Here is an 18545-nt window from a genome sequence, read left to right as displayed (position 1 = left end):
ATCATGACACTATCGGCCGAACAAGCACGACAGGAAGGAGCCTTCACGCACGGCGCACCCGGCGGTCCGCTCTGGCATTTCCTGCGTGGCTTCCTGAAGCATCCGGTGATGGTGGGATCGGTAATCCCGTCCTCGAAGATCCTGATCGAGAAGATGCTCGATCCGGTGGATTGGGCGAACACCAGGTTGTTCGTCGAATATGGTCCCGGCGTCGGCACCTTCACCCAGCATATCCTCGACCGCCTGTCGCCCGACGCCACCCTCCTCACCCTCGATACCAATCCCGATTTCACCGCCTACCTCAACGGCAAGTTCACCGATTCGCGGCTGGAAGCGGTGACCGGATCCGCGGCGAGCGTTCGCAAGGTCATGGCCGATCGCGGGTTCGAGCACGCCGATTATGTCCTGTCGGGTCTTCCCTTCTCGACCCTGCCGCCCGGCGTCGGTCCGAAGATCGCCGAGGAGACGGCCGAAGCCCTGCGCCCCGGCGGCGCCTTCCTCGTCTACCAATTCTCGCCCAAGGTCCGCGACTATATCTCCCCCCACTTCGATCGCATCGACAAGGGCTTCGAATGGATCAACATTCCGCCCGCAACGCTGTTCTGGGCCTGGAAGGATTAGGAGGGCGTCGGCTCGCCGCCGAAATTGAGGCGGTGCGAGATGCTGTAGTCGGCGATCGCCACCAGAAAATAAGCGATGCCCCAGCGGATGCGGTTGAACCAGGTGCGCTTCGCACGATGGGCTTCACGCGTGATCCTGACGCTCTGTTCGACCTCGCCCTCGACATAGCGGCGCATCGCGTCCGCGAACGCGCGGTCGTCGATTCGCAGCATCATCTCGAGGTTGAGGAAGAGGCTTCGCATGTCGAAATTCGCCGATCCGATGTGGACGACGTCGTCGAGGACGAACAGCTTGGTGTGCAGCTTGGTCGGCTGGTATTCGTAGATTTCGACGCCGCGCTTGAGCAGCAGCCAGTAACTGTGGCGGGCGGCGCCGATCGTCGCCCCATTGTCGGATTTGGACGCGGTCACCAGCCGTACGCGGCCGCGCCTTCCGACATTCGCCATACGGCGCAGCAGGGTCGGACTCGGCGCGAAATAGGCGGCGATGATGTCCAGCCTCTTCGCCCGGCGCATGTCGCGGCGCACGGACCGCGCCCAGGGGCTGAGCCGACGCGTGGGCCCCCCAAACAGCCAATGGAGCCGGCCCTTCGTCTCGCTATGCTTCTGGAGCATGCGGCGAAGGTCGCGAATCTTGCCGTTGGGGTCGTTCGCCCATTTGAAGAGGCTGTCGAAATAGCCGACCAAGTAGCCAACGTCGTCGCCATCCACTTCAAGGCCGAGGTCGCGCCAACCTCCGGATTCGATCGTGCCGAAATAATCGTCGGAGACATTAAAGCCGCCTATGATGACACGACGGCCGTCGGCGAGCGCCAGCTTCTGGTGGTTGCGCAGCAGATAGCGCCGCCCAAAGCGCGGGCTGAAACGGCAGAAGGCGCAGTCGGTGTCGGTGAGGGGCGCGAAGAAATCCTTCTGGACGTCGTCGCTGCCGAACCCGTCGATCAGCAGCGCTACCTTCACGCCGCGATCGACCGCGGCGATCAGCGCGTCGCGCACCCGCGTTCCCGATTCATCGGCGCAGAAGATGTAATAGAGGATGCGAAGCGATTCCTTGGCCCCGTCGATGAGCGCGATCAGCGCATCGAGCCGCTCCGGCCCATCCGGAAGCAAGGTAAGCTTGGTGCCCTCCACCGTGGCGGAGTAAGCGGGCGATGATTTCCGAGGCTTCGCGTCGGCCATCAGTGGGAGATGCGATGCCGCCCGGGCAAGCGCAACCCCTCGAAAACATTGACAGGAGCGCCCTTGGCTGGTAGCGGCCCCGCTTTCCATTCAGCCTCAAGATGAGCGGAGCTGCTTCATGGCGCGCGTAACCGTCGAAGATTGTGTCGACAAGATCCCGAACCGGTTCGACCTGGTCCTGCTTTCGGCCCAGCGCGCCCGGCAGATTTCGGGTGGCGCCGAGCTTACGCTCGACCGCGACCGCGACAAGAACCCGGTGGTCGCGTTGCGCGAGATCGCGGAGCAGACGGTGAAGCCGAAGCACCTCGAAGAAGCCCTGGTGTCGAATCTTCAGCGCGTTCAGGTCGACGATGAGGACGCTCCGGACGAGGTCGGCTCGCTGAGTCAGTCGGCCGAGGCGCTGCGCCTCACCGCCGCCGCCCCGCCGCGCAACACCAACCTCGCCGGCGACTACGAGTAAGCCGGCGGAGGCGCGACCCGTGGATCGGTCCGTCTTCACGCTGTTCGAAACCCCGATCGGTCGCTGCGCCCTCGTCTGGCGCGGCTCATTCGTGGTCGGCGCGGCGCTCCCCGAAGGTTCGGACGCGGAAACGCGCCAGCGGCTGGTGAGGCGCTTTCCCGACGCCAGCGAAGGCGACCCACCGGCGTGGGTTCGCGCCGCGATCGAGGCCGTTCGGGAGCTCTTGAGCGGGGCGCCCGCCGATCTTTCCTTCATCGACGTGGATCTCTCCGGCACGCCCGGGTTCGAGCGGCAGGTTTATGCCGCCGCGCGGGCCATCCCGCCGGGGGCGGTGCAAACCTATGGCGAGCTCGCACAGGCCATCGGGACTCCCGGCGCGGCGCAGGCGGTGGGTCGGGCGCTCGCGAGAAATCCCGTGCCGATCATCATTCCCTGCCACCGCATCCTGGCGAGCGCCGGAGGCAGCGGCGGCTTTTCCGCGCCGGGAGGCGTCTCGACCAAGCTCAAGATGCTGGAGATCGAGGGAGCTCGGCGGAGCGCAGAGCCGGAATTGTTCGAAAATCTGCCCTGGGCGGCCAAGCCCGCCGGCTAATCCGCCACCAGATCCGAACGATCGACCCAGTCCAGCTCGCTCAGCGTCAGCGGCCGGCCGTCGGCCGCCCTGACGGCAATGGGGGCCACGGGTCGGCGGCTGTGCCGGTCGACCAGCACCGGGTTGCTGGGCACGCCCGAAACCCAGCGCTCGCCCCATTGGCGGAGCGCGATCAGCACCGGCAACAGCTCGCGCCCCTTCGGCGTGAGGGTATACGCGACCTTGCGGCGGTCGGAAGGGTCGGGCTCGCGCTGCAAAATGTCGTTCTCGACCAGCCGGGTGAGCCGGTTCGAGAGGATGTTGCGGGCAATGCCCAGGGTCGACTGGAACTCCTCGAAATGATGAAGACCGTTGAACACGCCGCGCAGTATCAGGAACGACCAGCGTTCGCCGACCGCCTCCAGCGCAGCGGGCAGCGCGCATTCCCTCAACAGAGCCTTGTGGTCTTCGATCTTCATGGCAGCGCGTTCAACCTACGCCTTTTTTCACCCTTGTCATCCCGAAGTGAAAAACAGTTGCAAATCGAAACTACAATCCATATCTGGTTTCACGCAGAAACGTATTTCCGGGAGCATCGATGTTGTTTCGTGCCGCCATTCTTACCTTTGCCCTTGCCGCGACGCCGGCCTTCGCCGCCCATTATACGGCCGAGCCCGCCGCAAAGCCGGTCGAAGCCAGGTTCGCCCTCCGGGACGTCCTGTGGACGTGCGGCGATGCGGGCTGCACCGGTGGCAAGAGCAATAGCCGCCCCGCCATCGTGTGCGCGGTCCTCGCCAGGGAAGTCGGCTCCCTCACGAGCTTCAGCGTCGAAGGCGAGGCGCTGACCCCCGAGCAGCTGGAAAAGTGCAACGCCCGCGCCGGCGACTAGTTTTTTGCATTGCAACGAGAGCGCACCGCACCCCATGTTGGAGCGGTGCTGAGACAATATGAACTTGTCGAGAAAGTAAGGGCCTACGACCCCGCCGCCGACGAGGCGTTGATCAACCGCGCCTATGTCTTCTCGATGAAGGCGCATGGCAGCCAGAAGCGGGCGTCGGGCGATCCTTACTACAGCCATCCGATCGAGGTCGCGGGCATTCTTACCGACCTACGCCTCGACGACGAGACGATCGTCACTGCGATCCTCCACGACACAATCGAAGATACGGTCGCGACGCCGCAGGAGATCGACAAGCTCTTCGGCAAGAATGTCGCGCGGCTGGTCGACGGCGTCACCAAGCTGTCGAAGATCGAGGCGCAGAGCGAGAGCCAGCGCGCGGCGGAGAATCTCAGGAAGTTCCTGCTCGCCATGTCGGGCGATATCCGGGTGCTGCTGGTGAAGCTCGCCGACCGGCTGCACAATATGCGGACCCTCCATTTCATCAAGAATGAGGAAAAGCGCCGCCGCATCGCCCGCGAGACGATGGACATCTACGCCCCGCTTGCCGAGCGGATCGGCATGTACGAGTTCATGACCGAGATGCAGACCCTCGCCTTCCGCGAGCTCGAGCCCGACGCCTATGAATCGATCTCCAAGCGGCTCGAGCAGCTTCACAAGGGCGGCGGCGACCTCATCGAGCGGATCGGGCGGGGCATCAAGGCGCACCTCGAAGCGAACGGCATCGAAGCCGAGGTCCAGGGGCGCGAGAAGCATCCCTATTCGATCTGGCGCAAGATGGCCGAGCGCCATGTCAGCTTCGAGCAACTGTCGGACGTCATGGCCTTCCGCGCGGTCGTCGGCAATGTCGAGGATTGCTACCGCACGCTCGGACTCATCCACCAGCGCTGGCCGATGGTGCCCGGCCGGTTCAAGGATTTCATCTCGACGCCGAAGCGCAACGGCTACCGCTCGCTCCACACCTCGGTGATCCACGACGAGCAGATGCGGATCGAAATCCAGATCCGCACGCAGGAAATGCACGCCCAGGCCGAGAACGGCCTCGCCGCCCACTGGGCCTATAAGGAAGGGAAGGCCGCGGCGAAGACCCAGCATCCCTGGATCAGCGACCTCATCGAAATCCTGGAACATGCGGGGAGCGCCGAGGAGTTGCTCGAGCACACGCGGATGGCGATGTACCAGGACCGGATCTTCGCCTTCACGCCCAAGGGCGAACTCATCCAGCTCCCCAAGGGCGCGACGCCGGTCGACTTCGCCTACGCCGTCCACACCGATCTTGGCGACCAGACGGTAGGGGCCAAGGTCAATGGGCGGGTGATGCCGCTCAGGACGCCGCTCGCCAATGGCGACCAGGTCGAAATTCTCGTATCCAAGGCGCAGCACGCGCAGCCCTCCTGGCTGAGCTTTGTCGTCACCGGCAAGGCGCGCGCCAAGATCCGTCGCTTCGTCAAATCGAAGGAACGTGAAGAAACGATCGCACTCGGCAAAAAAATATTCGATGAGATCGTCGAGCGGCTGCCGGCGCCATTGGGTTGGGAGGCGATGGCGGAGGCGCTGAAGCGCCTCAACCTGCATGACGACGACGCGCTTATGGAGGCGATCGCGCTGAAGCGGGTCGACGACGTCGCGGTGATGGAGGCGCTGATGCCGGGCTCCGCAGGTCAGGCCGGCGTCAAGCCGCCGCCGCAGCGCCAGGCGATCTCGATCAAGGGCCTCACCCCTGGCGTCGCGTTCGACCTCGCCGAATGCTGCCACCCCATTCCCGGCGACCGCATCGTCGGCCTCCGCCGCGAAGGCGCGGGCATCGAGGTCCATACGATCGACTGCGAACGCCTGGCCGACGGCGTCGATGCCGACTGGGTTGATCTCGCCTGGGGCGACGAAACCGATGGCGGCGCGGCGCGGCTGTGCGTGGTGATCAAGAACGAGCCGGGCTCGCTGGCGGTGATCACCGGCATCCTCGGCACGCACGGCGCCAACATCGTCAGCCTGGACCAGGTCAGCCGCGATGGCAGCTTCCACACCTTCCACCTCGATATCGAAGTGCATGACGTGCAGCATCTGATGCGCATTCTCGCCGCGTTGAGGGCCACGGATGTGGTCTCGACGGCGGAGCGGCTCTAGGAGACCGCCTCATGAACGGGACGATGGATCGACGATCGTTTCTGGGGGCGCTCGGCGTCGCGGCGCTCGGCGGGTTCGTTCGCCCGGCCGAGGCTGCGGCCAATGACGGCTTTGTCATGTGGCACAGCCCCGGATGCGGCTGCTGCCTGGAATGGGCGAAGCGGATCGAAGCGAGCTTCGGCCGCAAGCTACCGATCCTGGAGGTCGACGATATCGCGCGGGTGAAGCGAGCGCAGGGTGTGCCGGCCGATCTGGGCTCCTGCCACACGGCCCTCATCCACGGCTATGTCGTCGAAGGGCATGTGCCCCCGCCGATATAAAGCGACTGGTGAAAAGCGGCAGCAGGGCCATCCGCGGCCTCGCCGTGCCCGGCATGCCGGCCGGATCGCCGGGCATGGACGTCGGGCATGACCAGAAGCAGCCCTACAAGGTCTACGCCTTCGCCGCGGACGGCAGGCGCGGCCTCTTCGCCAGCCACGGCTGAGATCCTAGCGGGGTTCGATCCGGAAAATCTCGCCGTCGAAATCGACGATGTAGAGATTGTTCGCCTCGTCGATGCCGAAGCTGCTGACATTGTCGATCGCGCCCTGGTCCGGCGCGAACTCCTGGGTGCGAACCGTGAATTGCGAACTCGGCAAGGTGCTGCCGATCGACAGTCTCGATAACGGCGCCGACCAGATCGCGCCGGCCACGAAGTCGCCGAACACATAATGGCCGCGCAGCGCCTCGACGGGGCCGCGATAGACATAGCCACCGGTGACGGAATTGCCCTGCCTTGGGCCGGTGCCGTGCGAATATTCGGTGACGGGCGGCACGAAGGCGGGCTGCGGATTGCCATTGAACGGCTGTGTCCCCTCGACGATCGACCAGCCGAAATTCGCTCCGCCGTCACCGGGCCGCATCAGGTCGATTTCCTCGACCGCCGCCTGACCGACGTCGCCGATCAGCAGGTTCCGGGTCACAGGATCGAAGCTGGCGCGGAACGGATTGCGCAGGCCCAGGGCCCAGATCTCCCCTCGCCCACCGCCGCCCACGAACGGGTTGTCCGATGGAATACGATAGTCGCGCGCGGGATCGCCCGGGAAGGAATCGCCGCCGACGTCGATGCGCAAGATCTTGCCGAGCAGGACATTGCTGTTCTGTCCGTTATTCTGCGGATCGCCCGCGCTGCCGCCATCTCCCGACCCGATATACAGGAAGCCGTCCGGTCCGAAATCTATCCAGCCGCCATTATGGTTGGCGAAGGGTTGGTCGAAGCCCAGAATCAGGTCCGCGCTCGCGGGGTCGGCGCGGTTCCGGTCCGCGGCCAGTGTCCGATAGCGCCGGATCTCCGTGTCGCCGTTGAGGTTGGTCAGGTTGACGTAGAAGACGCCGCTGCTGGCGAAGTCGGGCGCCGTCGCGAGGCCGAGCAGGCCGCGCTCGCTGTTGGTCGAGACTTCCGCCGACACATTGAGGAACGGCGTCGGCGTGATAGCGCCGGTCGCCGGGTCCAATATCCTGATCAACCCACCCTTCTGAACGACAAAGACCCGGCCGCTGCCATCGGGAACCGGGGCCACGAATAGCGGCTGGCTGAAGCCCACGCCGACCCGCGTCACCGCGAACTCGTCCGGTCCGGTGTCGGTGACCGTTACCATGAGGTCGAGCGTATCGCTGGTCGTCCCGTCGCTGACGCCGATCCTCACCAGATAGACATTGTTCCCGTCGCCATCGGCCGGGGCTTCGAAGTCCGGTGCCATGGCAAAGGAGAGCGCGCCCGCGGCCGTGATTCGGAAAGCGGACTGATCGGCCCCACCCGCCAGCGAGAAGGCGAGCGCGTCGCCATCCGGGTCGGTCGCGGTTGCGGTGTAAATAATGCCGTCGCTATTTTCGGGAACGGTGACTGAAGGCGCCGACGTGAAGGAGGGGGGCTGATTCGACGGCTGCGGCGGGGGTGCGCCGTTGCCTCCGTCGCACGCGCAAAGCCCGAGAATCGTCGCAATCGAAAGAATGGGCGGGGGTCGTCTGCGCAGCATCGTCCGCACCTCCAGGGCCCCTCTTCCATATTTCCCCGTAACGATCCTGTCTCGCAAGGACCTTTTTCACATCGCCTTACCCATGTAGAGCCAGTGAATGACCGACAGTTCCTCGCCGCTCACGTACGGCAATTATCTCGCCCTCGACCAGATCCTTTCCGCACAGCATCCGGTCTCGGAGCTGCACGACGAGATGCTGTTCATCATCATCCACCAGGCCAAGGAGCTTTGGCTGAAGCAGGTCATCCATGAGCTGAGGCTTTCTCGCGACCTCGTCCGGGGGGATTCGCTGGTCCAGGTCCATAAGAGCCTGTCGCGTGTGTCCCGCATCCAGGCGGTGATGACGCTCAGCTGGGACGTCCTCTCGACCCTTACGCCGACCGACTATACCAGCTTTCGCGACGTGCTCGGCACGAGCTCGGGATTTCAGTCTGCGCAGTTCCGCCAGGTCGAGTTCCTCCTCGGCATCAAGGACCAGGCGCATCTGCGCTATCAGGAGGAAGGTTCCGCGGGGCATGCCGCGCTCCAGGCCGCGCTCCACGAGCCGAGCCTCTGGGACGAGGCCAATGCGGCCCTCGCGCGAGCCGGGCTCGATCTTCCGGCGCACATCCTGGAGCGCGACTGGAGCTTGCCCTATGAGCCCAGCCCGGCTGTCGAGGCGGCCTGGACCGAAGTCTATCGCGACACCGGTCGATGGTGGCCGCTCTACCAGCTCGCCGAGAAGCTGGTCGACGTCGACGATGCGATGGCGACCTGGCGCCACAAGCATGTCATCACCGTCGAGCGTATCATCGGCTTCAAGCGCGGCACGGGCGGGACGGCAGGCGTCCCCTATCTCCAGTCAACGCTGTCGAAGCGGGCTTTCCCCGAACTCTGGTCGCTTCGCACCAAGGTCTGAGGCGTCCGCTCCGAGACCCGCGATCGCCTCCCGGATCAGCCGCTCGCGGGCGCCCAGGCTCGGATGGGTCCTGAAGATCTGGGGCAGCGTCGCATATTGGGAATAATAGCGGCGCCAATAGGGGATGGCGGCCGACACGTCATAGCCGGCGGCCCAGGCCAGCTTGATGCCGAGCCGGTCCGCTTCCTCCTCGGTGGCGCGCACGCGGCTCGCATTCTTGCCGAAGCCGCGCAGCAGTCCCTCGCTCGGCACGCCCCGGGCTTCGAGCTCGGCGGGATGCTTGTAGATGGTGTGGGCGATCTCATGGCCGAGAACAATCGCGAGTTCGTCATCGTTTCGGAGAAAGTCCAGAAGCGCGGTGGTCATGATGGCATAGCCGCGATTCGCGAAGGCATTGACCTGGCGGGACCGCGCCAGCCGGACGCGGGCGGGGCAGCCGGCAACAGGTTCGAGCCGAACCGACATCTCTCGACCGTCGCGCAACAGGGCCAGGCGCGCCGGGCCCTTTCGCAGCTCCGCTTCGAGCTGGGCTTCGGTCGCCTCGATCGCCGGCCGAGCTTCCTCATTGTCCCGGCCCCGCGCGATGGCGACGGGGGAAGGGAACGGCCGGCCGTTGACCGCGACCAGCACGTCTCCGGCGACGAGGCCGGCACGGACCGCGGGGCTGCCCTCGATCACCGCCAGGATCCCGGGTCCGCGATCGAGGCTGTAGAGCTTGGCGGCCGCGGTCCGGTCCGCTGCGCCATATTCGGCGAGATGGTGAAGAAGCAGCCCGGTAAGCGGATAGGGATCGGGGCAGTAACGAGCGCCCGATAAACCAATACGATAACCGATTCGCGCGACCCGATAATCCGCCTCGCGAAGATAGGAAGCGGACGCGGCGGTCGAGGTCCCGTCGACCGACGGTTGCGTCGCGGGAAAGGGAGCCGGCGCGGGAGACGAGGATTGGGCGGCCGCGGCCGCGAGCGCAATCAGGAGACCGGACATCATGCCGCTAGCTCATAGCGCTACCGACAGGCCGAACCAACAGGAGGGAGACCCGGACGCCGGTACAAAAGAATTGGCCGGGCGAGACATCTCCCGCCCGGCCAAAAATTCCGGTAGAACAGACCGTTAGTTACGGGCTGACGGGGTCGTCGCCACCACCGGCGGTCGCGGCGACAATGCCGCCAATGACGGCGAGCACGGCGAAAGCCGCGACGATCCAGCCCGAGCTGTCCATCTGCTTCGAACCGCTAACCTTTTCGGCCGCCGGAGCGATATTGGCGGTGTTGCCTGCGGCGATCGCCGGAGTTGCCGCGAGAGCAACAGCGGCCGTCGCAGCGATAAGTCCCTTGAAAACCACGTCAGCTTCTCCCTTCGTTACGCATAAGATTTGTTCTTGATCTCGCGCCCTAATTATCTGAGGCACCAGTTGCTGTCCACCCCGAAATGGAACGGGGAAAATCAGGCCGATCACAGCCATAGATGGTCGTTGGTTGACGCTTCGTTAAGCCGTTCCCCAACCTTGCAACAATGTTGGGCAGAGTGTCCGTTCACCGATGCTCCAGGCTGGGGAAACACAACAATCTAAGCGGTATAGGCGGCAAACGGCAGTGCCTCAGGGGGTGTCGCGGCCATTCAAGCCCGGCCTTGACGTGCCCGACGGCGAGAGGGCGGGGAGCGATACGCCGGAGCCTTGTGCAAACTAGACGATTGTGGCCTTCCTGCAACAGCAAGGCCAGCGACGGACGATCCTGATCCAATAAGTGGTTCCGCTATGCGGCAACGATTCTCAGACCTCCGGAATGTGGAGGGCTAGCTCAGATTCCGTAATATTCCCGATACCAGGCGACGAAGCGCGGAACGCCCTCTTCGATGCTGGTGGTCGGCCTGAAGCCCAGATCGCGCTCTATTGCCGTGATGTCGGCAAAGGTATCGCGCACGTCTCCTGGCTGCATCGGCAGGAGTCTCTTCTCGGCCTGACTTCCGCACGCCGCCTCTATCACCCCGATCAGACGGGAGAGTTCTTCGCTCTTGTTGTTGCCTATATTATATAGTCGGTGAGGCGCACGGCTGCCGCCGGCCTTCGAGGCTCCATCGTCGGCAGGGGGATTGTCGAGTGCTGCAAGAACGCCGGTCACAATATCGTCGATGTAGGTGAAGTCACGCCGCATGTCGCCTTCCCCGAAGACGTCGATCGGGCGGCCCTCGAGGATGGCTTTGGTAAATGTCCATACCGCCATGTCGGGCCGACCCCAGGGGCCGTAGACGGTGAAGAAACGAAGACCCGTCAGCGGCAGGCGGTAGAGATGAGCATAGCATTCGCTCATCAGTTCGTCCGCCTTCTTCGTCGCGGCATACAGCGAGCGCGGATGGTCGACGCGGTCTTCGACCTTGAACGGGAGGGTTTCGTTGCCGCCATAGACCGATGAGGAGGAGGCGTAGACGAAATGCGCCGAATCTCGTTGCCGCGCGACCTCCAGCAGGTTGAGGTGACCCACAATGTTGGAGCGGGCATAGGCATGAGGGTTCTCGATTGAGTAGCGGACACCCGGCTGGGCGCCCAAATGCACAATTCGATCGAAGGACAGAGGATCGAGAGCCTCGGCGAGCGCGACAGTGTCCGCGAAATCCGTCTGATTGAAGTGAAACCGGGTGCCGTGACGCCCGCGCAACTCCTTTATCCGCGCCCGCTTCAGCGCGACGCTGTAATAGTCATCGAGACTGTCGAGGCCGATAACGCTCTCGCCACGTTCCATCAGGCGACCCGCGACGTGAAACCCGATGAAGCCGGCGACGCCGGTAACCAGAATGCTCATGGGTCCCCGTACAGACAAATGCCCTGCTCCCATAGGCGAGACCGGGATTCGGCACAACGCGATCGTGGCAAGTTCAGCTCGCCTTTTCTTGTCGTCCGGAAAAGCACGCCCTGTTGTACAATCGCCTCACTGGCAGGGAGCGCAGTACGGCCATTAGTCCATTGAAAACAATGCCGTAGACCTTGGCATGATCGGTATCGTTAAAGGCTGGAAATGTTCATTTCGCCGCGCTAAGGTGCGCCACCCAGCAATTCTGCTTGGCCGAAGGAGAGAATAATGCCCTCCAAGTTAGTATCTGCTCTTGCTGCCGGCGCCATGCTGGTCGCGACGAGTACTGCGTTCGCGCAAACCGCGAGCTCACCCTCCGTCAACACCGCCGCGCTCCTCCAGAGCGGGACTGGCGAGTCGGACGGCACCACCGCATTGCTCATCGGCGGTGTCCTCGTCGCCCTCGGCCTGTTCGTTTTCGTGGGCGGGGATGATGATGATGAAGGTCCCGTCAGCCCGTAAGCGATTGACGGACGAGTTTGATGGCGCCCCGGTCTAGGCCGGGGCGTTTTTTTTGCCCGGAGCGCGTGTCGAGAAGGTCGCCGGAGCAGACGCGACTTGGCGCAGGGAGGTTTCATCCGCGCTGTACGCAAGTTCCGCAGGCCGATCGACTTGCATCCTCCCTTCGAGGCGGCTGTATCGACGGCGGCCCGTCAAGATACCCAAGTCCCGCCTTCTTCCCAAAATAGATCAGTGCCTTAAAATTCCTTTTGCCATTCCGCCGAAGGCGTTATGGTCGCGACTCTCGTCGTCGATACGGATCGATAACGGGAGGGGGAATTCTTTGCAGGGTGGATATGGGCAAAGCAAAAGGGGGAGCCGTCCGGCGTCCTGATCTTCAGGGCGCGGGCGAGGCGGGCGTTGCGTCCAACACGGCCAAGGAAGGTCGTCTTGGACGGGCCGCAATCCGCGAATATGCAAGATCGGCGGTATTTTGCGTCGCCATGGCCTCGATTGTGCCGGCGCCCGCGGGGGCTCAGGACGTGCCCGTCGGGCAGATCACGCCGACTCGCGAAGAGGTGGAGCGCGCGCCGCTCGCGCCGCCGGTGGAGACGGCGCCGCGGCTGACGGTCGAGGGGGGCATCGAGCGAGCGCCCTGTGCGCTGTCCGCTCCCGCCTATCGCGACGTGACCTTCACGGTGAACGAGGTCGTGTTCGAGGATCTGCGCGCGGTTTCGCCGGCCATGCTGCGGCCGGCCTATGCCGAATATATCGGCACCACCCAACCCATCGCCGTAGTCTGCGACATCCGTGACCGGGCGGCCACGATCCTGCGCGACGCCGGCTACATAGCTGCGGTCGAAATCCCGGAGCAGCGGATCGCCGAAGGGTCGGTGCGCTTCCAGGTCCTGATGGCGAAGCTGGTCGGCGTACGCGTACGCGGCGATGCCGGCAGGGCTGAGCGCACCATCGCCGGCTATCTGGAGCGGCTGACCGAAGAGGAAGTGTTCAACCGATACGACGCCGAACGCTACCTGCTGCTCGCTGGCGACCTTCCGGGCTACGATGTCCGACTGGCGCTTCGGTCGGCCGAGGCGGGGCCGGGAGAAGTGATCGGCGAGGTGGCGGTCATCCGGACCCCCGGCCAAATCGATTTCAACGTCCAGAATTTCGGATCGAAGGATCTCGGTCGCTGGGGCGGGCTGCTGCGCGGTCAATTCTATGGCCTCACCGGGCTTGGCGACCGCACCACGATCGCGGTCTTCAGCACCGCCGATTTCGAGGAGCAGCAAACGCTGCAGCTGGGCCATGACTTCCGCCTCGGCAGCGAAGGCCTGACGCTGTCGGGCCAATTCACCTATTCCTGGGCCGATCCGGACCTCGGCGACCCGCGATTCGACGTCAAGGCACGGACGCTGCTGGCGACCGCCGAGGCATCCTATCCCTTCATCCGCACCCAGACGCAGACCCTGCGGGGCGCCTTCGGCCTCGACCTCATCAACCAGAACGTGCGCTTCAACGCGCTCCCGCTGACCAGGGACCATCTTCGTGTCGCCTACGCCCGGCTCGACCTCGAGGCGTTCGATCCGGACAGCATCGGCCGCATCGGCGGCTATTCCGTCGCCGAGCCGCGCTGGCGCTTTCTCGGCGGGCTGGAGCTTCGCCAGGGTCTCGACCTCCTCGACGCAAGCGAGGATTGCGGTCCTGCCTTGACGCGCTGCCGCGCGGCCGGCGCCGTGCCGATCAGCCGGCTCGAAGGCGATCCGACCGCCACCGTCTTCCGCTTCGACGCTTATGGCGAGTATCGGCCGGTGCCGAACATCACCTTCGCGCTCGGCATGAAGGGGCAGGCGACGCGCGACCCGCTGTTGAGCTTCGAGGAATATTCGGTCGGCAACTATACGGTCGGCCGCGGCTACGATCCCGGCACCCTGCTCGGCGACAACGGCCTGGGCTTCCAGGCCGAGTTGCGCTTCGGCAGCATCGTCCCCCGGACGCGCGACAGCCTTTCCGCCCAGCCCTATCTCTTCGTCGATAAGGCCTGGGTCTGGAACGAGGACCGTCTGAATGCCCGCGATGTGCGGCAGAATCTGACTTCGATCGGCGGCGGCGTCCGCGCCATCTACGGCGACAAAGCGCAGTTCGACGTCGCGCTGGCGGTGCCGCTCGAGCGCGCCGGCCTGCTGATGACGGAAAAGCCGGATGTCCGGCTGCTCGTGTCGCTTACCACCACATTATGGCCATGGAGCTTCTGATGACGGCTCAGTGCATTGCGCTCGACAGGTCTTCCGCCCCTCTTCTCAGGTCACGGCGGCGAAACCTCCTTCTGGGCAGCGCCTGTGGAGCGGCCCTCGCTCTCGCGGCTCCCGTGGAGCGGGCGGACGCGCAGGCGTTCCAGGGCACGGATATGCCGGCAGGCGGAAGCTACGAGCGCATCACGGACACGAACACAGAAACAATTCAGCTCTTCAGCGACAGCGTCGTCATCAATTGGACGCCGAACGACAGTGAGGGGACCGGCAACATAGACTTCCTTCCGGTGGGAAATACCGCCACGTTCGAGAATGGCGACAGCAGCCTAACGGATTTCTCCGTCCTCAATCGAATTCTTCCATCGGACACTGGCCGGATTGTCGAGCTTAATGGTGCCGTAGTCAGCCAGCTGCAGACGCAGGCGGGAGCAGTCAGGGGCGGCACCGTGGCCTTTTACACGCCAGGGGGCCTCATTATCGGCGCGAACGCCACCTTCGACGTCGGCAATCTGCTTCTGACGACCCTCGACCCGGCTTTCGACCCGCAGACCGGCGAGTTCTTCGCCAACAACACCTACAGGTTGACCCAAGCGGTCACTCCAGGTTCCACGATCGCGATCCTTCCCGGAGCCCAGATCAATGCTCTGAACGAAGGCAGCTATGTCGCCATGGCGGCGCCCCGCATCGAGCAGGGCGGCACGGTCACGGTGAACGGAGCCGCCGCCTACGTCGCCGCCGAGGCTGTGGATCTGTCGATCAACCAGGGGCTTTTCGACATCTTCATTTCCGCCGGAACGACTGATGCCAACGGCGTCGTTCATACCGGCTCGACGGGCGGTCCCGCCAGCACCGGTGTCGGCGACAATCACCGCGTCTACATGGTCGCCGTGCCGAAGAATCAGGCGCTCACCATGTTGCTGGAGGGCAATGTCGGTTTCGACACCGCGACCGATGTGACGATCGATAACGGGCAGATCGTCCTGTCGGCCGGCCACGACGTGTTCGGCGACTTCATTTCCGACCAGGCGTTCGCCGCGGGCGACTCAAACCTGAATATCAATAGCGGTAACTGGACGTCCGACGTGCTCGGCCGGGCCGCGACGGACGCCTTCGCGACGAGCGGCGCTGGTCCTTTGTCCTTCGCGGGCGACCTGACTCTGAGTGGCGGGGCGCGGGCGCATGTCGGTGCGGTCAACGGCCAGGCCGTGACAATCGGCGGCGACGTCTGGGTCGACGCCAACCGCGACAACAGCTTTTCGAGCGATCCGCTGGATTTGAACGCCCTTGCCGGCGAGGCGCTTCTCTATGCGGACGGTGGCGGCGCGCTGACGGTGACGGGCAGCGCCCTGGTCACCGCCGACGCAACCGGCGGCATCGACTTCGAAACCAACACCGCCGGCAGCGGAACCGGCGGAAGCGCGTTCATCTACGCGACCGGGAACGGCGCCGTCGACATAGGCCAGAGTGCCGATGTGACGGCCATCGGGCGCGGCGGCTTCTCCGAGGGCCTTCCCGCGCAGGGTGGGGACGGAACCGGCGGCTTCGCGCGTATATTCGCGCACGGCGGCGGGGCGGTCACCGTTCAGGCCAATGCGGGGCTGGACGCGAGCGGGATTTCGACCGACCTGTTCGGCGGTTCGACGACCGTGGCTGCCCCAGCCCTGGGCGGCGAGGCGACCCTTTCGACCGGCGACTTCGATTCCGCCATCGCCGGCGGCACGATCACCATCAACGGCGATCTGGTGGCGCGGGCCGAAGGCCGCGGCGGGAACATCGCGCCGGGCGGTGGCGGCACCGGCGGGGCCGGCACCGGCGGTTTCGCGAGCGTGACAAGCTTCGCAGGCCAGATCGACATCGCCGGACCAACGACCCTCGATGCGGACGGATTGGGCGGATTCGGCCAGGACGGCGGCGCGGGACAAGGCGGCAATGCCGGCATCACGGCCTATGCCGGGACCGTCAATCTCACCTCCGCCGATATTTCCGCGGTCGGCACCGGCGGCCATGCGTCCCTGGAATTTGCCGGCGCCGGCGGCGCCGGCACGGGCGGGGTCGCCTATATCGAGGCGCGGCAGACGGCGACGGCGGGCGGCACCATCACCGGCGGCGATGCAACCATCGATGCGTCGGGAATCGGCGGGACAGGCGGCGGCGCGGGCGGCGCGGGCGGCGTAGGGACCGGCGGACTGTTCGACGGACAGAACGGCTCCGGCGGCGCCTTCGCTCTGACGCAATCGGATCGGGGTACCCTCACCCTTGGCAACGTCATGCTGCTGGCCGAGGGAATCGGCGGCTCGGGCGGCATCGGCGGGACAGGGCAGGTCGGCGGCCCGGGCGGCGCGGCCTTCGGCGGCACAACCCAGGCGGGCTCCTTTCTGGGCGACGGTGATGGTTTGACGCTGGCGGGCAGCGCGAGCTTTGGAACCCTTGATCTCAGCTCGGATGCCGAAGGCGGCAACCGCGGCTCAGGCATCGGCACAGGCAGCAGCGATGGCGGAGCCGCCACGGGTGGCGCGGCCTTCCTGACGGCACGGGGTGTTTCCGTCGACGCGACCAGCGTGGATATGACCGCCTATGGCTTTGGCGGCGCGGGCGACAACGGCGGGAACGCCACGGGCGGCACGGCCGAGATGCTGGCGACCGGAGGCGGGGCTCTTACGCTGGCTTCCGCCTTCCTCGCCAGCGACGGCTTCGGTGGCGACAATATCGGAACCTCCGGCGCGAGCGGCACCGGCACGGGCGGGTCGGGCTCGATCCTAGCCGAAGCCGGTAGCATCCTGTCGATATCGGGCGATGCGGAGGTGCTTGCCTCCGGCTATGGCGGCGGTCTCGACACCGGAACGGCGGGCGGCGGCGCCTTCGGCGGAAGCGCGTCCATCGGAGCCGATGGAGGTACGGTTTCCATCGGTGGCGATGCGCAGGCCAATACGACGAGCTTCGCCGATACGAACTTCAACGACAGTATCGATGCGGATGGCGGTGTCGTGATGGGGGGCGCTTCGACTCTCTTCGCGAACAACGGCGGCTCGCTCACCGTCACGGGTGGCGCCAGCATCACAGCGGACGCCTTTGGCGGCAATGCGGGGGGCGCCGGCACCGGAGGCGCCGCCACGGGCGGTTCGGCGCGCCTGGCGGCGGATGGCGGCTCGATCAACCTCCTGCGCGCATCGCTCCAGGCGCTGTCGAGCGGCGGGGACGGTAATACGGGTGGCGCTGGTTTCGGCGGAACCGCGTCGGTTTCTGCGGTGAACGGCGGTAGCATTTCCGCCACGAACGATCTTTTCCTTATCGCCGAAGGCGCCGGCGGCGCCGGATCACTGGTCGGCGGCACGGGCACGGGCGGCCTCGCGGAGGTCGCGACCCGGAGCGGCTCAGCGCCGTCCCAGATAGGTGCGGCCAGCGCGCTAGTCATCGCCGAAGGCTTCGGCGGCTTCGGCTCCAGCAATCATGCCGGCTCGGTTGCGACGGGGGGGAGCGGCGGCGACGGCACGGGCGGCACCGTCTCCATCATGGTCGACAGCGGCAACACGCTCGCAATCGGGACTCTCGACGCTTTTGCGGACGGCATCGGCCGCAGCGGCGGCGCGGGCGCCGACAGCCCGAGCGGCGCCGGTGGCATTGGCGGCGACGGGGGCATCGGCACGGGCGGCTTGATACAGGTTATTGTCGGCGGCTCGGCCAATTTCTCGGACCTGTGGCTCTACGCCGGAGCCACGGGAGGCGCGGGCGGCGATGGCGGAACCGGTCCCGGCGGCAACGGTGCCGGCGGTGACGGCGGGGCCGGCACAGGGGGCGAAGCCCTGCTGCAGACGACGGGTGGGCAGGTGTCTCTGGACTATGCCTATGTGGATTCCGCCGCTTTTGGCGGCAGCGGCACGATCGGCGGCAGCGGCACGGGCGGTCGCGCGATCCTCGCCGCCGATAGCGGCTCGATCACCGCTCTTGGCGGCACGAGCACCCAAATATCGGTAACCGTCGAGGCTGACGGTCATGGCGGCGCGGGAACCGCAACCGGCGGTGCCGGCATCGGCGGGCTGGCATCTGCTTCCGCGGCGGCGGGCCAGTTGAATGTAAGCGGCAACCTCATCGTCGAAGCCGGCGGCATCGGGGCCGGCTCCAGCGCCGCGACGGCGGGCGGCTCGGGTCAAGGCGGAACGGCGCTCCTGTATGCCAATGGCACGGGCGGCGTCACCGTCGGCGCCGTCACCACGGTGGCCGCGACGGGGGTCGGCGGCGCG

The 18545-nt window shown here is 65.5% G+C and carries 17 protein-coding genes; 11 read left to right on the top strand and 6 right to left on the bottom strand.

The annotated features are described in order from the left end of the window. The first annotated feature begins 3 nt into the window (after window positions 1-3). On the top strand, window positions 4-621 hold the full coding sequence (locus tag VIR62_RS02305; RefSeq protein ID WP_431868347.1) for a class I SAM-dependent methyltransferase: 618 nt from the start codon (window positions 4-6) through the stop codon (window positions 619-621). Here the strand turns inward: VIR62_RS02305 and VIR62_RS02300 are convergent. Then, window positions 618-1799: a phospholipase D-like domain-containing protein gene (locus VIR62_RS02300; RefSeq protein ID WP_431868345.1), complete on the bottom strand. Its 1182-nt coding sequence runs from the start codon at window positions 1797-1799 to the stop codon at window positions 618-620. The genes VIR62_RS02305 and VIR62_RS02300 overlap by 4 nt on opposite strands. A 118-nt stretch (window positions 1800-1917) precedes the next feature. Between VIR62_RS02300 and rpoZ the strand changes: the two genes are divergently transcribed. Both rpoZ and VIR62_RS02290 read left to right on the top strand, forming a co-directional pair. Further along, window positions 1918-2259 carry a DNA-directed RNA polymerase subunit omega gene (gene rpoZ / locus VIR62_RS02295; protein ID WP_431868343.1) on the top strand — a complete coding sequence of 114 codons (342 nt, stop codon included), beginning with the start codon at window positions 1918-1920 and terminating at the stop codon, window positions 2257-2259. 19 nt (window positions 2260-2278) lie between these two features. Then, complete coding sequence (locus VIR62_RS02290; protein WP_431868341.1) at window positions 2279-2851, top strand: methylated-DNA--[protein]-cysteine S-methyltransferase; 573 nt, start codon at window positions 2279-2281, stop codon at window positions 2849-2851. On the opposite strand, the gene VIR62_RS02285 is transcribed toward VIR62_RS02290, so the two are convergent. After that, window positions 2848-3309, bottom strand: a complete 462-nt coding sequence (locus VIR62_RS02285; RefSeq protein ID WP_431868339.1) for a winged helix-turn-helix transcriptional regulator — start codon at window positions 3307-3309, stop codon at window positions 2848-2850. The genes VIR62_RS02290 and VIR62_RS02285 overlap by 4 nt on opposite strands. A 119-nt stretch (window positions 3310-3428) precedes the next feature. Between VIR62_RS02285 and VIR62_RS02280 the strand changes: the two genes are divergently transcribed. The 4 genes from VIR62_RS02280 to VIR62_RS02265 are packed head-to-tail and all read left to right on the top strand — an operon-like array spanning window position 3429 to window position 6336. Next, the gene (locus tag VIR62_RS02280) at window positions 3429-3719 is read left to right on the top strand and encodes a CC_3452 family protein (protein WP_431868337.1); all 291 of its coding nucleotides are present in this window, start codon (window positions 3429-3431) and stop codon (window positions 3717-3719) included. Window positions 3720-3764: 45 nt separating this feature from the next. Beyond that, window positions 3765-5852 carry a RelA/SpoT family protein gene (locus tag VIR62_RS02275; RefSeq protein WP_431868335.1) on the top strand — a complete coding sequence of 696 codons (2088 nt, stop codon included), beginning with the start codon at window positions 3765-3767 and terminating at the stop codon, window positions 5850-5852. An 11-nt stretch (window positions 5853-5863) separates the two neighbouring features. Continuing rightward, window positions 5864-6172: a DUF411 domain-containing protein gene (locus VIR62_RS02270; RefSeq protein ID WP_431868423.1), complete on the top strand. Its 309-nt coding sequence runs from the start codon at window positions 5864-5866 to the stop codon at window positions 6170-6172. Then, window positions 6112-6336: a DUF411 domain-containing protein gene (locus VIR62_RS02265; RefSeq protein WP_431868421.1), complete on the top strand. Its 225-nt coding sequence runs from the start codon at window positions 6112-6114 to the stop codon at window positions 6334-6336. The genes VIR62_RS02270 and VIR62_RS02265 overlap by 61 nt, the downstream gene beginning before the upstream one ends. 4 nt (window positions 6337-6340) lie before the next feature. Here VIR62_RS02265 and VIR62_RS02260 read toward each other — a convergent pair whose 3' ends face one another. Next, the gene (locus VIR62_RS02260) at window positions 6341-7867 is read right to left on the bottom strand and encodes a PQQ-dependent sugar dehydrogenase (RefSeq protein ID WP_431868333.1); all 1527 of its coding nucleotides are present in this window, start codon (window positions 7865-7867) and stop codon (window positions 6341-6343) included. A 97-nt stretch (window positions 7868-7964) separates the two neighbouring features. Between VIR62_RS02260 and VIR62_RS02255 the strand changes: the two genes are divergently transcribed. Further along, window positions 7965-8765 (top strand): tryptophan 2,3-dioxygenase, encoded by an 801-nt coding sequence (locus VIR62_RS02255; RefSeq protein ID WP_431868331.1) that lies wholly within the window; start codon window positions 7965-7967, stop codon window positions 8763-8765. Here the strand turns inward: VIR62_RS02255 and VIR62_RS02250 are convergent. The 3 genes from VIR62_RS02250 to VIR62_RS02240 form a co-directional block, all read right to left on the bottom strand. Next, the gene (locus tag VIR62_RS02250; RefSeq protein ID WP_431868329.1) at window positions 8709-9755 is read right to left on the bottom strand and encodes a M48 family metalloprotease; all 1047 of its coding nucleotides are present in this window, start codon (window positions 9753-9755) and stop codon (window positions 8709-8711) included. The genes VIR62_RS02255 and VIR62_RS02250 overlap by 57 nt on opposite strands. A gap of 127 nt (window positions 9756-9882) precedes the next feature. After that, window positions 9883-10110, bottom strand: a complete 228-nt coding sequence (locus VIR62_RS02245; RefSeq protein ID WP_431868327.1) for a hypothetical protein — start codon at window positions 10108-10110, stop codon at window positions 9883-9885. Window positions 10111-10567: 457 nt separating this feature from the next. Further along, on the bottom strand, window positions 10568-11566 hold the full coding sequence (locus VIR62_RS02240) for a GDP-mannose 4,6-dehydratase (protein WP_431868326.1): 999 nt from the start codon (window positions 11564-11566) through the stop codon (window positions 10568-10570). Between the two features lie 276 nt (window positions 11567-11842). On the opposite strand from VIR62_RS02240, the gene VIR62_RS02235 reads away from it, so the two are divergent. From VIR62_RS02235 to VIR62_RS02225, 3 genes are all read left to right on the top strand, one after another. Then, window positions 11843-12076: a hypothetical protein gene (locus VIR62_RS02235; RefSeq protein WP_431868324.1), complete on the top strand. Its 234-nt coding sequence runs from the start codon at window positions 11843-11845 to the stop codon at window positions 12074-12076. Window positions 12077-12411: 335 nt separating this feature from the next. Beyond that, on the top strand, window positions 12412-14310 hold the full coding sequence (locus tag VIR62_RS02230; RefSeq protein WP_431868323.1) for a ShlB/FhaC/HecB family hemolysin secretion/activation protein: 1899 nt from the start codon (window positions 12412-12414) through the stop codon (window positions 14308-14310). Beyond that, a partial coding sequence (locus tag VIR62_RS02225; protein ID WP_431868321.1) for a beta strand repeat-containing protein occupies window positions 14310-18545 on the top strand: 4236 nt, incomplete at its 3' end. The genes VIR62_RS02230 and VIR62_RS02225, both read left to right, overlap by 1 nt.

The organism is Allosphingosinicella sp. (genome assembly GCF_036570505.1).
GTDB lineage: Bacteria > Pseudomonadota > Alphaproteobacteria > Sphingomonadales > Sphingomonadaceae > Allosphingosinicella.
Note: the sequence above shows the minus strand (reverse complement) of the source record. Positions and strands in the feature narration are given on the sequence as shown.